At 71.9% G+C, this 14148-nt stretch carries 14 protein-coding genes; 6 read left to right on the forward strand and 8 right to left on the reverse strand.

Annotated features, from left to right (window positions below; all coding sequences use genetic code 11):
- Position 1 precedes the first annotated feature (1 nt).
- The 5 genes from DVR05_RS12505 to glmU all read right to left on the reverse strand — a co-directional run bounded on the left by DVR05_RS12505 (position 2) and on the right by glmU (position 5993).
- Positions 2-1384, reverse strand: a complete 1383-nt coding sequence (locus tag DVR05_RS12505) for a sugar transferase (protein ID WP_232832126.1) — start codon at positions 1382-1384, stop codon at positions 2-4.
- A 384-nt stretch (positions 1385-1768) separates the two neighbouring features.
- The gene (pth, locus tag DVR05_RS12510; protein WP_116246035.1) at positions 1769-2395 is read right to left on the reverse strand and encodes an aminoacyl-tRNA hydrolase; all 627 of its coding nucleotides are present in this window, start codon (positions 2393-2395) and stop codon (positions 1769-1771) included.
- Positions 2396-2480: 85 nt separating this feature from the next.
- Complete coding sequence (locus DVR05_RS12515; protein ID WP_116246036.1) at positions 2481-3077, reverse strand: 50S ribosomal protein L25/general stress protein Ctc; 597 nt, start codon at positions 3075-3077, stop codon at positions 2481-2483.
- A 463-nt stretch (positions 3078-3540) separates the two neighbouring features.
- A complete protein-coding gene (locus DVR05_RS12520) occupies positions 3541-4509 on the reverse strand; it encodes a ribose-phosphate diphosphokinase (protein WP_116246257.1) in 969 nt (322 codons plus the stop codon).
- Positions 4510-4526: 17 nt separating this feature from the next.
- Positions 4527-5993 (reverse strand): bifunctional UDP-N-acetylglucosamine diphosphorylase/glucosamine-1-phosphate N-acetyltransferase GlmU, encoded by a 1467-nt coding sequence (glmU, locus tag DVR05_RS12525; RefSeq protein ID WP_116246037.1) that lies wholly within the window; start codon positions 5991-5993, stop codon positions 4527-4529.
- Between the two features lie 557 nt (positions 5994-6550).
- Here glmU and DVR05_RS12530 point away from each other — a divergent pair.
- The 4 genes from DVR05_RS12530 to DVR05_RS12545 all read left to right on the forward strand — a co-directional run bounded on the left by DVR05_RS12530 (position 6551) and on the right by DVR05_RS12545 (position 9799).
- Positions 6551-7510, forward strand: a complete 960-nt coding sequence (locus DVR05_RS12530; RefSeq protein WP_116246038.1) for an acyl-CoA desaturase — start codon at positions 6551-6553, stop codon at positions 7508-7510.
- Between the two features lie 14 nt (positions 7511-7524).
- Complete coding sequence (locus DVR05_RS12535; RefSeq protein ID WP_198659153.1) at positions 7525-8181, forward strand: TetR/AcrR family transcriptional regulator; 657 nt, start codon at positions 7525-7527, stop codon at positions 8179-8181.
- 125 nt (positions 8182-8306) lie between these two features.
- Positions 8307-8816, forward strand: a complete 510-nt coding sequence (locus DVR05_RS12540; RefSeq protein ID WP_116246040.1) for a MarR family winged helix-turn-helix transcriptional regulator — start codon at positions 8307-8309, stop codon at positions 8814-8816.
- 83 nt (positions 8817-8899) lie between these two features.
- Positions 8900-9799 carry a GDSL-type esterase/lipase family protein gene (locus tag DVR05_RS12545; protein ID WP_116246041.1) on the forward strand — a complete coding sequence of 300 codons (900 nt, stop codon included), beginning with the start codon at positions 8900-8902 and terminating at the stop codon, positions 9797-9799.
- Between the two features lie 55 nt (positions 9800-9854).
- Here the strand turns inward: DVR05_RS12545 and DVR05_RS12550 are convergent, their stop codons facing one another.
- A complete protein-coding gene (locus DVR05_RS12550) occupies positions 9855-11630 on the reverse strand; it encodes an ABC-F family ATP-binding cassette domain-containing protein (protein WP_116246042.1) in 1776 nt (591 codons plus the stop codon).
- A 284-nt stretch (positions 11631-11914) separates the two neighbouring features.
- Between DVR05_RS12550 and DVR05_RS26590 the strand changes: the two genes are divergently transcribed.
- Both DVR05_RS26590 and DVR05_RS12555 read left to right on the forward strand, forming a co-directional pair.
- A complete protein-coding gene (locus DVR05_RS26590; RefSeq protein WP_157982431.1) occupies positions 11915-12085 on the forward strand; it encodes a hypothetical protein in 171 nt (56 codons plus the stop codon).
- Complete coding sequence (locus DVR05_RS12555) at positions 12082-12405, forward strand: hypothetical protein (protein ID WP_116246043.1); 324 nt, start codon at positions 12082-12084, stop codon at positions 12403-12405. Before DVR05_RS26590 ends, DVR05_RS12555 begins: the two co-directional genes overlap by 4 nt.
- An 82-nt stretch (positions 12406-12487) precedes the next feature.
- Here DVR05_RS12555 and DVR05_RS12560 read toward each other — a convergent pair whose 3' ends face one another.
- Entirely contained in the window at positions 12488-13387 is a 900-nt protein-coding gene (locus DVR05_RS12560; RefSeq protein ID WP_116246044.1) for a transketolase family protein, read from the reverse strand.
- Between the two features lie 10 nt (positions 13388-13397).
- Complete coding sequence (locus DVR05_RS12565) at positions 13398-14108, reverse strand: thiamine pyrophosphate-dependent enzyme (protein WP_116246045.1); 711 nt, start codon at positions 14106-14108, stop codon at positions 13398-13400.
- Between the last annotated feature and the right edge of the window lie 40 nt (positions 14109-14148).

The following is a 14148-nucleotide window of genomic DNA, read 5'->3' on the forward strand; positions in this document are numbered from 1 at the left end:
GCTAGTAAGCTCCCGCCCCACGGATCACCGCTGACCACGTCTTCCACAGGATCTGGATGTCCAACGTCAGCGACCAGTTTTCCACGTACCTCAGGTCCAGGCGGACCGATTCCTCCCAGGAGAGGTCGGAACGGCCGCTGACCTGCCACAGGCCCGTCATTCCCGGCTTGACCACGAGCCGGCGTCGGACGTCGTGCCCGTACTGGGCGACCTCCTCCGGCAGCGGCGGCCTGGGGCCGACAAGCGACATCTCCCCTCGGACCACGTTGACGAGCTGGGGAAGCTCATCGAGCGAGTACCGGCGCAGCCATGCTCCCACGGGCGTCACCCTGGGGTCGCGACGCATCTTGAACAGCACCCCGTCGTGCTCGTTGCGGGGCCTGAGCGTCTCCTTCAACGCGTCGGCCCCGACCACCATGGTACGGAACTTGTACACGGTGAACTCGGCGCCACCCCTGCCGACCCGCGTCTGGGTGAACAGGGCGGGCCCGCCGCCCTCGGAGCGGATGAGCACGGTCAGCACCAGGAACAGGGGGGAGAGCAGGACCAGTGCCAGGGCCGCGGCGCAGCGGTCGAAGGCGCCCTTGAGCAGTCGGCGCCCTCCCTCCAGCTCGGGGTGCTCCACGTGCAGGAGGGGGAGCCCGGCCACCGGGCGGATGGAGGTGCGCGGCCCGGCGACCTCCATGAGCGCGGAGGCGACGATGAGGTCGGTCCCGTTCTTCTCCAGCGCCCACGCCAGCCGGCGCAGCTCGACGCCGTCCATCTCGGGGCAGGCCAGCACGGCCACGGTGTCGGCTCCGACGAGGCTGGCGGCCTCCGCGGCCTCCTCGAAGGAGCCCAGGACCGGGCAGCCCTCCACGGTGTCGGGGCCGGACCCGCTGCCGGCGGCCTCCTCGGGCGGCAGGCACACCCCCACGACCCGCATGCCGTGGTAGATCTCCCCCCGGAAGCGGCGGATGAGGTCGCGGGCGGCGCACCGGTAGCCGACGACCAGCACCCCGCTCATGCACCGGCCGGACCGGCGGCTCCGGTGCAGGGCCTTGCGGCGGGCGTAGTGCAGGGCCAGGCTCGCGGCGACGATGAGCGGCGGGACCGCGAGGGCGTACCAGCGCGACAGGTCGAAGGCGACGGCGTAGGCGCTGATCGCGAGCGAGGCCGCCAGGAACACCCCGGCGACGGAGATCCGGCGGTACTCCTCGGTCCCGATCCCGAGGAAGCGGCGCTCGTACCCGCCGCCCAGCCAGACGAAGGCCACCCACACCACCGGGAGCAGCAGGGAGAGGTGGAGGTAGGGGACGGCCTCCGGCGCCCACACCGAGTCCCGGAACCGGACGACGGTCCCGCCGAAGGCCGCCGCGGCGGCGGCGAGCAGGTCGAGCACCACCAGTCCCGCGACGTACGGACGCGTCCACGACCGTCCGCGCGCCTCGGTGTCGAGCCCCTCGGCGCCGACCGGCCGGGCGCTCCGGTACTGAGCGGTCTCCACCCCGCTGGTTGTGGCCACACTTCCCCCCAAGAGCACTACTCGTTCCGAGACACTCACGATGAGTAACCACACCTGGCACCCCAGAACCCCTGCGGAAGGGTGGGAGTGGGGCGTGGGGTCGGGTAGCGAACATGGACTGACGCCCCGAACAGTAACCAAAAGTAGTGGAGAAGTCGCGTGACGTGTCGGCTTGTTGGTGAAGCTCAGCCGGGTTGTCCCAATAACGTGTCTTCGTCGAGACCGAAACCACGCCTGGCGGCGGCACCCGGGCGGCGAACGGGCTCAGACCGCCGTGTGGAAGATGTTCTGCGCCCGCTCCAGGCCGTCCTTGATGATCGTGCGGACGGCGTCGGCGGCGCGTTCGACGTTGAGGTCGAGCTCCCCGCGCTCGGCGGAGGAGAAGTCGCGCAGGACGTAGGCCGCGGCGTCCATCCGGCCGGGCGGGCGGCCCACCCCGAAACGGACACGGACGTAGTCGGGGCTGGACAGGGAGGCCGTGACCGACTTCAGGCCGTTGTGCCCGCCCGAGCCGCCGCCCCGCTTGAGCTTGAGCGCGGAGAAGTCGATGTCCAGCTCGTCGTGCACGACGATGACGCGCTCGACCGGCACCTTGTAGAACTTCGCCAGCCCCGCGACGGGCCCGCCGGAGACGTTCATGAAGGACCGCGGCTTGGCCAGCACCACCGAGGCGCCCTCGATCCGGGTCTCCACGACCTCGGCGTGCGCCCTGTGCGCCTTCCAGCGCTCGTTGTTGGCGGACGCCAGCGCGTCCACCACCATGAACCCGGCGTTGTGCCGGTTCGCGGCGTACTTGGGGCCGGGGTTGCCCAGCCCGACGACCAGCCAGCGCTCAGCCTCAGCCATGTCCTCGTTCTTCCTGATTCCCAGCATGCGCCACAGGTCCACCATGGTGCACGACCCTATCCGCACGCCGAACGCGCGGCCCCCGTCCGGGAACCGCGCGTTCGCTGCGATGACTGTGCGGGGGACCGCCCTACTCGGCGGCGGGCTCCTCGGCGCCCTCCTCGGCCTCGGCGGCCTCCGGCTCCTCCTCCACCCGCGGGGCGGAGACGGTGAGCAGGATGGTCTCGGGGTCCGTGACCAGGGTGGTGCCCGCGGGCAGCTTGAGGTCGCCGGCGGTCGGCATGGCGCCGATCTCCAGACCGTCGACGTCGAAGGTGACGCCCTCGGGGATGTGGGTGGCCTCGGCCTCGACCGTCACCTCGACGAGCTCCTGGTTGAGCACGCCCGGGGCCTTGACCTCACCGGTCAGCTCGACGTGGATGTCGACCTGGACCTTCTCGCCCTTGGACACGACCAGCAGGTCGACGTGCTCCAGGAAGCCCTTGATGGCATCGCGCTGGACGCTCTTGGGGAGGGCGAGGTTGTCCTTGTCGAGACCGTCGAGACGGATCAGGACGTTGGGGGTCTTCAGGGCGAGCATGAGCTCGTGGCCAGGCAGGTTGAGGTGGCGGGGCTCGGTGCCGTGGCCGTAGAGGACGGCCGGCACCTTACCCGCGCGGCGGGCGCGCCGAGCGGCGCCCTTGCCGAATTCCGTGCGGGGCTCGGCAGCGATTCGTACCTCGGACACGACAAAACTCCTCGGGTTCAACCCCGCAGTACGGGGAACACGACTCCAGTAGTACGACGATTCCCGCACTGGGCGGGGAAAGCGGCGGGGTCACCCACGTGGGGACACGGCCGCCGTGGTTCCAGGCGTGCCCGGCGAGCTGCCACCGGACCCGCCCGGCCCGGGAACACTCGTCGCGCACCCCTGCCCGCGCGATCCTGCGCAGCCGAAGGGGCTCCGCCTGGGCACGGGGACACTCGGCCAAGTCTACTGGCTTCACCGACGACTCCGTACACGGCCCGCTGCCGGACACCCGGCATTCACGGGTGCCCGCCAGCATGGGAGCCGGGGAAGGCCAGTGGTCCCGGACGACGGCCGGGACCGGAGCACGCCGCTGGGCGGCGGGACGGACGACGGGCGGAGCCGAAGGCCCCTCCGTCACGGGTGTCCCGCCCCTCGCACGACGCGGCCCCGGGCGGCGGTCCTACTCGAACAGGCTCGTCACCGAACCGTCGGTGAACACCTCGCTGATGGCGCGGGCGATCAGCGGCGCGATCGACAGCTGGGTGAGCTTGTCGAACGAGCGCTCCTCCGGGACCGGCAGGGAGTTGGTGATGATCACCTCGGAGATCCGCGAGTTCTGGAGGCGCTCGGCCGCCGGGCCGGACAGCACACCGTGCGTGGCGGCCACGATGACCTTCTCCGCGCCGTTCTCGAACAGCGCCTCGGATGCCTTCACGATGGTGCCGCCGGTGTCGATCATGTCGTCGACCAGCACGCACGTGCGGCCCTCGACCTGACCGACGACCTCGTGGACCCTCACCTGGTTGGCGACGTCCGGGTCACGGCGCTTGTGGATGATCGCCAGCGGGGCGCCGAGGCGGTCGGCCCAGCGGTCGGCGGTGCGGACGCGGCCCGCGTCCGGCGAGACCACGGTGATGTCGTTGGTCTCGACCTTGTCGCCCACGTAGTCGGCCAGGATCGGCAGGGCGAACAGGTGGTCCACCGGACCGTCGAAGAAGCCCTGGATCTGGTCGGTGTGCAGGTCGACGGCCATCATGCGGTTGGCGCCCGCCGTGCGGAACAGGTCCGTCATCAGCCGGGCCGAGATGGGCTCGCGGCCCCGGTGCTTCTTGTCCTGACGGGCGTACCCGAGGAACGGCGTGACCACGGTGATCCGCTTGGCGGACGCGCGCTTGAGCGCGTCCACCATGATCAGCTGTTCCATGATCGACTCGTTGACCGGAGCCGAGTGGCACTGGAGGACGAACGCGTCACAGCCACGGACGGACTCGAGGTAGCGGACGAAGATCTCACTGTTGGCGAAGGTGTCGAACCGGGTGGGGACCACGTCGATCCCCAACTCCTTCGCCACCTCCTGGGCCAGTTCGGGGTGGGTCCGCCCCGAGAAGAGCATCAGCTGTTTCTGCCCGGTGGCCTTCATCCCGCTCACGTACTTCTCCCCCACGGTCACTGCTGATCGGAATTGTCTGTTCTGCGACGCCCGGCACGCTCCGCGGCCTCCGCGGAGGCGGTGCCGGGGCGCTTGCGCTGGGTCCACCCCTCGACGTTGCGCTGGCGGTGCCCCTCGGAGACCGCCAGCGCACCCGGCGGAACGTCGTCCCGGACCACGGCCCCGGCCCCGGAGTAGGCGCCGTCGCCCACGTTCACGGGCGCGACGATGGTGTTGTCGCTGCCGATGCGCACGTGGTCGCCGATGGTGCTCCGGGACTTGTTGACCCCGTCGTAGTTGACGAACACGGTGGAGCAGCCGATGTTGCTGCCCTCGCCGATGTCGGCGTCCCCGACGTAGGTCAGGTGCGGGACCTTGGAACCGGCGCCGACGGTCGAGTTCTTGACCTCGACGAAGGCACCGGCCTTGGTCCGCTCGGCCAGGCGGGTGCCCGGCCGGAGGTAGGTGTAGGGGCCGACGTCGGCCCCGGAGCCGATCTCGGCCCGGTCCGCGGTGGTCTCGCGCACCGACGCGCCCTCGCCGACGACCGTGTCCGTCAGCGTCGCGCCGGGACCGACCACGGCGTCCTCGCCGACGACGGTCGCGCCGCGCAGCCGGGTGTTCGGCTCCAGCACGGCGTCGCGGCCGACCCGGACCTGGACGTCGAGCCAGGTGGTGGCGGGGTCGACGACCGTCACCCCGGAGCGCATGTGCTCCTCCAGCAGGCGTCGGTTGAGGATGCGGCGCGCCTCGGACAGCTGCACCCGGTCGTTGACGCCCTGGACCTCGTGCCAGTCCCCGGCGGTCCAGGCGCCGACCCGGTGGCCGTCCCCGCGCAGCAGGGCGACGGCGTCGGTGATGTACTCCTCGCCCTTGGCGTTGTCCGTGGACAGGCGCTGGACGACGGTGGCCAGCAGGGCTCCGTCGAAGGCGTACATGCCGGAGTTGATCTCGTCGATCCCGCGCTGCTCGGGGGTGGCGTCGGCGTGTTCGACGATCCCCGTGAACGCGCCGTCGGCGTCGCGGACGATGCGCCCGTATCCGTGGGGGTCGGGGACGCGCGCGGAGAGCGCGGTGACGGCGTTGCCCTCCTTCTCGTGCGCGGCGACCAGCTCGGCGAGGGTCGATCCGCGCAGCAGGGGCGTGTCCCCGCAGGTGAGGACCACGGTGCCGATGAGCGTGACGCCTCGGGCCGCGAGGTCCTCGACCGCCATGCGCACGGCGTGCCCGGTGCCGTTCTGCTCCTCCTGGACGGCGGTGGTGGCGTCCGGGGCGACCTGCTCCAGGTGCTCGGCGACCCGCTCGCGCGCGTGGCCGACGACGACCACGGTGTGCTCGGGAGTGAGGTCGCGGGCGGCGGCGAGCACGTGTCCGAGCATGCTGCGGCCGCTGATCTCGTGGAGGACCTTGGGAAGTTTGGACTTCATTCGGGTGCCCTCGCCCGCCGCGAGGACGATGACGGCAGCCGGGCGGCTCACGCTCACTGGAGGAGACCCCTCGTGAATAGCTGGCGGTTGAACTGTCGGCTCACCCCTCGGCGACCCGACCCGCGTGCCGCACGGGCGGCCGTCGGATGATCCAGCGGCCGACATGGGAAGGATACATGCGCGTCACAGCCGTCTCGCGGGGGTGTGCCGCGGCGAGCTGCGGGATCCGTGCGCACGCGCCGCCGGGGCGGGTCGCGTGGCGGACGTGTGAGACGAGGCTCACGGAGCACGGCCGCGGCCGAGGAGCCGCGTCCCCATTCACGACGGCGGGGCGGCGGCGGAGGCGATTGCTCCCGGACCAGGGCTCGAACCTGGACGATGGGGACCAAAACCCCACATGCTGCCGATTACATCATCCGGGAACGCACCGGGCGCGATCCCTGCACACCCAGACGCTCGGCACCAACATAGCGCCTCCGTCGGGGGGCTTGCCAAACCTACGGGTTCGTAGGTTACGGTTACGTAGGAATAGGTTGGGCCGTCGGCCCGGGTGCTCCGTGCCCTGCGAACGCCGTCCTGACCTCGACACGACTTCTCTGACGAGGTGTGGAGACATGACCGCAGCACCCGAGGCGCCGATCGCCGTACCGCCCAAACGCGAGGCGATCCCCGAGTACGAACCGGAGCCGCGCGGCAAAGCCGAGCGCTACACCGTCTTCGCCTTCGTGTTCATCCCGCTGATCGCCCTGCTGGCCACCGTTCCGTTCTTCTGGGGCTGGGGGCTCTCCCTCGTCGACATCGCCATCGCCGGGGTCTTCTACGTGGTCAGCGGCCTGGGCATCACGGTCGGCTTCCACCGCCACTTCACGCACGGCTCGTTCCGGGCCAACCGCCCCCTGCGCGTCGCGCTGGCGGTCGCGGGCAGCATGGCGATCGAGGGCAGTGTCATCAAGTGGGTGGCCGACCACCGCCGCCACCACAAGTACGCCGACGCCGAGGGCGACCCGCACTCCCCGTGGCGCTTCGGCGACGACTGGAAGTCCGTGGCCAAGGGCCTGTACTACGCCCACATGGCGTGGATGTACCTGGACGAGAAGAAGACCTCGCCCCGCCGCTTCGCCCCCGACCTGCTCAAGGACAGGGACGTCGTCCTCGTCGACAGGCTCTTCATCCCGATCGTCGTCCTCTCGCTGGGCGCCCCGGCCCTCATCGGCGGCCTGGTCACCATGTCCTGGTGGGGCGCGGCCACCGCGTTCTTCTGGGGGAGCCTGGTGCGCGTCGCCCTGCTGCACCACGTCACCTGGTCGATCAACTCCATCTGCCACACCATCGGCGAGGAGAACTTCGAGGTCCGCGACCGCTCCCGCAACGTGTGGTGGCTGGCCATCCCGTCCTTCGGCGAGTCGTGGCACAACCTGCACCACGCCGACCCCACGTGCGCCCGCCACGGTGTGCTCAAGGGGCAGATCGACATCTCCGCCCGGATCATCTGGGCCTTCGAGCGGTTCGGCTGGGCGACCAAGGTCCGCTGGCCGAACCCGGAACGGCTCGCCGCCAAGCGGGTCAGCCTCTAGGATCAGTAGCCATCATGGGAGCAGCCGACAGCCAGCAGGGGACCCGCGCGCGACGCAAGCGCATGACGGGCAAGGAACGTCGGCAACAGCTTGTGGAGATCGGCCGGGAGCTGTTCGCCGAGCGCGGGTTCGACGCGACCTCCGTCGAGGAGATCGCCGCACGGGCTGGTGTGTCCAAGCCCGTGGTCTACGAGCACTTCGGCGGCAAGGAGGGCATCTACGCGGTCGTCGTCGACCGGGAGATGCGCACCCTCCTGGACATGATGGGCGACGCCCTCACCGCCGACCACGCCCGCGACAAGATCGAGCGGGCGGCGCTGGCGCTGCTGCGCTACGTCGAGGAGAACACCGTGGGCTTCCGGGTGCTGACCCGGGACTCGCACGTGGCCTCCGGCACGGGCAGCTTCGCCAGCCTGATCAACGACATCGCCAGCCAGGTCGAGCACATCATGGTCGACGAGTTCGCCGAACGCGGTTACGACCCGGCGCTCGCACCCATGTACGCGCAGGCGCTGGTGGGCATGTGGGCCCTGACCGGCCAGTGGTGGCTGGAGGTGCGCAGGCCCAAGCGCGAGGTGGTCGCGGCGCACCTGGTCAACCTGGCCTGGAACGGGCTCGCGCGGCTGGAGCCCAGGCCGGGGCTGCACACGCGCGGAAGCCGCTCGGGCTGACCGGGCCGACCCGCCGCACGGCGAGGGCGCCACGCCGAGGAGCACCCGCCACCGCGCCGCGACCGCCGCGCGGTGGCGGGCCTTTACCCGCCCACTATCTTGATGTCAAGAGATATGCTGGTCCCATGCGCGATGAGGTGGATGGGCTGATCGAGGCGTGGCGTGCCGAGCGCCCGGACGTGGACGTGACGCCGCTGGAGGTGTTCAGCCGGGTCTCCCGGCTCGCACGCCACCTGGACCGTGCCCGGCGCACCGTCTTCACCGAGCACTCCCTGGAGCCGTGGGAGTTCGACGTCCTCGCCGAACTGCGCCGTTCCGGACCGCCCTACGAACTCAGCCCCGGGCGCCTGCTCCGCGCCACCCTGGTGACCTCCGGGACCATGACCAACCGGGTCGACCGGCTGGCCGCCGCGGGCCTGGTCCGCCGCAGACCCGACCCCGCGGACAAACGCGGCGTGCTGGTCCGCCTCACGGAGAGGGGCGCCGAGCGCATCGACGCCGCCCTGGCCTCGCTCGTGCGGTACGAGGAGTCGCTCCTGGAACCCATGCCCGACGAGGACCGGGCGCGGCTCGCATCGTTACTGAGAAGCCTGCTCGCGCCCCTCGACAGGGAACCCTCCGGTCCGCAAGGCTAGCCACCGGGCGGTATCCGTCTCTCACCGGGAGACCGCTGTCTGGGCGCGAACCACATTCCAGGCATGGGTTGGAGAGAGCGACAGTGAGATTCGGCTGGATCGCCGCGACGGCCGCGGCGGCCCTGGTCGCCACCGGCTGCGGCGGTGGCGGGGACGAGGACACGGCAGTCGGGCAGCGTTACTACCTGTCCCTGGGGGACTCCCTGACGGTGGGGGTGCAGCCCGGCGAGGACGGCACACCCGAGGAGACCCCCGACGGCTACACCGACGTGCTGTACCGGGACCTGTACGACGCGGACTCGACGCTGAGCCACGAGCGGATGGGCTGCGGCGGCGAGGACACCACCACCTTCGTCTCGGGCGGCGTCCCCCGCTGCGACGACAGGTACGGGGGCCGGTCCCAGTTGGAGGCCGCCGAGGAGTTCCTCACCGAGAACCGGGGGGACGTCGAACTGGTCACCCTCACCATCGGGGGCAACAACTTCACCGGGTGCGTGAGCGACCTGGAGGCCCCGGAGGGTCCCGCGATCGACACGGCCTGCGTGGACGACGGGCTGGAGCGGATCGAGACCGAGGTCCCCGAGATAGCCGACCGCCTGCGCGCCGCGGCGGGGCCGGACACCCAGATCATCGCGATGACCTACTACAACCCCTTCCTGGCCGCCCTGCTGCTGGAGGACGACGACGGCGCGGCCGCCCCGGAGGACGACCTGGTCGGGTACGCCAGCGACGTCCTGGAGCGGATGAACGGGTCCCTGCGCGCCGCCTACGACGCCGCCGGGATCGACGTCGCCGACGTGGAGGCGGTCTTCGAGTCCGCGGACTTCGGCGTCCCGGCCGACAGCGCGACCGGCATGCCGACCAACGTGCAGCGGATCTGCGACCTGACCTGGATGTGCGACGTCGAGCGCGGGCCGGACATCCACACCAACCGGGCGGGCGCCCAGGAGATCGCCGCCGCCTTCGGCGAGGTGGTCGACTGACGCCCCGGGGCGGGGCCGCGCGCCCCGCCCCGTGCACCCGACGCGCGTCCCGCCGTCAGTCGCCGACCAGCTCGGCCTGTTCCAGCCAGGACTCCTCCAGCTCGTCGCGCTCGGCCGCCAGGGCCTTGGCCTCGGCGTCCAGTTCGGCCAGGCGGGTGTAGTCCTCGGCCGCGGCGGCCATCAGCTCGTGCAGTTCGGCCTCGCGCCTGGCGATGCGGTCCATCCGCCGCTCGACGCGCTGCATCTCCTTCTGGGCGGCGCGCCGCTCGGCCGGGGAGACCGCGGGCTCCTCCTTCGGGGCGTCGGCCCCCCGCGGGGCGGCGCCCGGAACGGAGGGCCGCTCCGCGGTGGCGGCGCGGCGCTCCAGGTACTCGTCGACGCCGCCGGGCAGGAAGGCGAGGGTGCCGTCGCCCATGAGGGCCAGCACGCGGTCGGTGATCCGCTCCAGGAAGTACCGGTCATGGCTGACCAGCACCAGGGAGCCGGGCCAGCCGTCGAGGAGGTCCTCCAGCTCGGTGAGGGTCTCGATGTCCAGGTCGTTGGTGGGCTCGTCCAGCAGGAGGACGTTGGGCTCGTCCATGAGCAGGCGCAGCAGCTGCAGGCGGCGCCGCTCACCGCCGGACAGGTCGCCGATCGGGGTCCACTGGCGCTCGCCCCGGAAGCCGAAGCGCTCCAGCATCTGGCTGGCGGTGTAGTCGCGCTTGCCGATGGTGACGTGTTCGCGCACGTCCATGACGGCCTGGAGCGGGCGCGCCTGGGGGTCGAGCTCGGCGATGTTCTGGGACAGGTGGGCGAGCCGGACGGTCTTGCCGGTGCGCACCGACCCGGAGTCGGGGGCGCGTTCGCCGCCGAGGATCCGGAGCAGGGTCGACTTGCCCGCGCCGTTGACGCCGACCAGGCCGACCCGGTCGCCGGGGCCGAGCTGCCAGGTCAGGTCGTCCAGCAGGACGCGGTCGGGCACGGAGACCGACACGTTCTTGAGGTCGACGACGGTCTTGCCGAGCCGGGAGCTGGCGAACCGGACGAGTTCGACGGTGTCGCGGACCGGCGGGACGTCGGCGATGAGCTGGTTGGCCGCCTCGACGCGGAACTTGGGCTTGGAGGTGCGCGCCGGAGCGCCCCTGCGCAGCCAGGCCAGCTCCTTGCGCATGAGGTTCTGGCGGCGCTCCTCGGCGGCCGCGGCCAGGCGTTCGCGTTCGGCCTTGGCGAGCACGTAGGCGGCGTAGCCCCCCTCGTAGCGCTCGACCGCGCCGCTCCCGACCTCCCAGGTCCGGGTGGTGACCGCGTCCAGGAACCAGCGGTCGTGGGTGACGACCACGAGCGACTCCGGACGGCCGCTGAGGTGCTGGGCGAGCCAGGCGATCCCCTCGATGTCCAGGTGGTTGGTGGGCTCGTCGAGGACGATGAGGTCGTGGTCGTCCACGAGCAGACGCGCCAGCGCGGACCGGCGGCGCTCGCCGCCGGACAGCCCGGACATGTCGGTGTCCAGGTCCCAGCCGCCGAGCAGGCCGCGCAGGATGTCGCGGATGCGGGCGTCACCGGCCCACTCGTGCTCGGCCCGGTCGCCCAGGACGAAGGCGCCGACCGTGGTGTCGGGGAAGTCGTCCTGCTGGTGCAGGTACCCGATCCGCAGACCACGGTTGTGCACGACCCGGCCGGAGTCGGGTTCGGTGCGCCCGGACAGCACCGAGATCAGCGTGGACTTGCCGCCGCCGTTGCGGCCGACGACGCCGATGCGTTCACCCTCGTCCACGCCGAGGGACACCTTGTCGAGGAGTACGAGCGGCCCGTAGGCCAGGGACACGTCCTGGAGATTGACCAGATTCGTCAACGGCCGTCCACCCCTAGCGCATTGATGCTCACCTGGTCTGACTTCCTCTCGTAGCGCGGGAACACTGCTTCGGGGCCCGTGGCGCGGCCTCGCCGCCCGCGGTCGGCCGGGGGCGCGCGACGACGTCGTGCCGACCCCGGCACGGTGCGCGCGGCTCACCGGGACACCCCGACGGCCCACACTAGGCCCTGTGACGGACCCGCGGGACGGGGCCGGCCTCCGGCCCGCAACCAACAACCCCCGCCGCCCCCGGCCTGTTCCCGGGCTCCGGTACCGTCGGCCCCGTGACCGCGGGAACGTACGGCGTCGTCGTCGAGCGGCCGGAGGCGGCCCGCCGGATCTGCGCCCGACATCTGCGCACGTCGGTGCACACGCCGGAGGAACTGGCCGCCATGCCGTCGGCCCCGGGGGGTACGGCTTCCTGGAGCACTGGGCGGCCCCGGAGCTGGGGGTGAGCGGGATCGACCGCTCGGTCACGCACGCCGACCCCGGGATGCCCGAGTGGCGGTTCTGCGCGCTCGTCGCGCGGGAGCTGGCGGTGCGGTGCTGGACGGCCGACGACACGGGGCTGCCCTCACGCCTCCTCCTCGCCGAACCGGACGGGAAGGTCCGAGCGGTGCACGTCCCGGACGAGGGGGACGACGTCGGCAGGGGCCGCTACCGGATCAACCACCCCTGCCTGGCGGAGTGCGCCCACTGCGTGGGGGAGCCCCTGTGCCGCACCTCCGCGTTCCCTCCCGGCACGCTCCTCACCGGCGTTCCGCCGTCCCGCTGACCTCCGGCGTCCGTCCGGACGCGTCGGCGAGGGTACGGCCCGGCGTCCCACCACGCCGGACGCCGGGCCGGGCCGCGGGGCCTCACACGAGGAAGAACTCCCTGGCGGCCTTCGCGATGCCCTCGGTGTCGAGGCCGTGGGCGCGCGCGTGCTGTGCCGGGGTCCCGTAGGCGCGCAACTCCGCGTCGCGCGCCACCCCCAGGCCCAGCTGGCGGTGGCGGCGGTCGGCGAGGGCGGCGGAGACCTCGTGGGCCGAGGTGCCGCTCAGGTAGGGCTCGACCACCAGCACGTCCGCGTTGCCCGCCGCGCCGACCAGCGCGCTCAACCCCGCACGGTCGAAGGGCCGCACGGTGGCGGTGTAGGCGACGGTGACGTCCAGCCCGGCGGTGGCCGCCAGGACCCGGTCGAGCATGGGGCCGACCGCCAGGACCACCCCCGCCGAGCGGGGCGACCCGGTGCGCAGGACGGTCAACCCGCCCGACAGGGGCCGCGGCGACCGGTTGGCGGTTCCGGACAGCCGCACGTACACCCGGTCGTCCCCGGGGATCGCCGCCCTGAGCGCGTCGCGGACCTCGTCAGGGTGGCCGGGTACGTACACGGTCCACCCCGGGAGGGTGTCCAGGAGGGCCACGTCGCCGGGGGCCTGGTGGGTGCGCCCCTCGGCCGCGGCGTCGTAGGAGCCGCCGATGCTCACCAGCACCGCCCCGGTCCCCTGGTGGCCGAAGTCCAGTTTGATCTGCTCGAACGGGCGTTCCACGAGGAAGGGCGCGTAGCTGTGCGCGATCGGGCGCATACCGGCCAGGGCGAGGCCGCCCGCCACGCCGATCATGGCCTGTTCGCGGATGCCGACGTTGATCACGCGGCCCGGATGCCGGGCGGCGGCCCGACGGAACCCGGCGACGGAGATCTCGGCGAGGACGACGGCGGTGCGGGGGTCCTCGTCGAGGGCGGCGTTGACGGTCGCGACGAAGGTTTCACGCATGGGGGTCCTCCTAGGACTTGGGGCGGACGCGGGCGACGACGGACAGCGGGCGGCCCGGGTGGGGCGCGGTGAGGGCGGTGTACAGGGCGTCGTGGTCGTGTCCGTCGACCTCGCGGGAGATCCAGCCCTCGGTCTCGAACCTGGTGCCGATCCCCTCCGGCCAACCGTGGGCGCTGGACCGGTTGTCCACCACCACGGCGGTGAGCCCCTCGACCCGCAGCCGCCCGGCCACGGCGATCGCCTCGTGGTTGCTGCCCTCGTCGAGTTCTCCGTCGCCGACGAGCACGACCGTCCGGGGCGCCGTGCCGTCGGCCCGGCGCACGTCCCGGCCGCGCAGTCCGAGGGCGGTGCCCAGGGCGATCGGCAGCCCGTGGCCGAGCGAACCGCTGCCGATCTCGGCTCCGGGAACCAGGACGCGGTCGGGATGGTGTCCCAGTGGTGAGTCGAACGCCCGCCAGCCGCGCAGCGTGGGCACGTCGAGGAAGCCCTTGGCCGCGAGGACGGCGTAGAAGGAGGCCGGCCCGTGCCCCTTGGACAGCAGGAAGCGGTCCCGGGCGGGGTGCCCGGCGGTCTTGGGGGTGACGGTCAGGACGCGGTCGTAGAGCACCCACAGGACGTCGAGGGTGGAGTGGGCGGCGCCCTCGTGCTTCTCGTCGCCCTCCATGAGACCGATGAGCGCGGGCAGGTCGGCGTAGCGCGAGAGAGCGGCTGTGGTCGTCATGCGCCCCAGTCTTTGACCTCAACAAAGGTTGAGGTCAATG

The organism is Nocardiopsis sp. FIRDI 009 (assembly GCF_003386285.1).
Taxonomy (GTDB): Bacteria; Actinomycetota; Actinomycetes; order Streptosporangiales; family Streptosporangiaceae; genus Nocardiopsis.

Bases quoted from the DNA above. Each gene is read 5' to 3' on its own strand.
- DVR05_RS12535 (WP_198659153.1), top strand. From the start codon at position 7,525: ATGGGAGCAGCCGACAGCCAGCAGGGGACCCGCGCGCGACGCAAGCGC.
- DVR05_RS12565 (WP_116246045.1), bottom strand. From the start codon at position 14,108: ATGACGACCACAGCCGCTCTCTCGCGCTACGCCGACCTGCCCGCGCTC.
- pth (WP_116246035.1), bottom strand. From the start codon at position 2,395: ATGGTGGACCTGTGGCGCATGCTGGGAATCAGGAAGAACGAGGACATG.
- DVR05_RS12540 (WP_116246040.1), top strand. From the start codon at position 8,307: ATGCGCGATGAGGTGGATGGGCTGATCGAGGCGTGGCGTGCCGAGCGC.
- DVR05_RS12560 (WP_116246044.1), bottom strand. From the start codon at position 13,387: ATGCGTGAAACCTTCGTCGCGACCGTCAACGCCGCCCTCGACGAGGAC.
- DVR05_RS12530 (WP_116246038.1), top strand. From the start codon at position 6,551: ATGACCGCAGCACCCGAGGCGCCGATCGCCGTACCGCCCAAACGCGAG.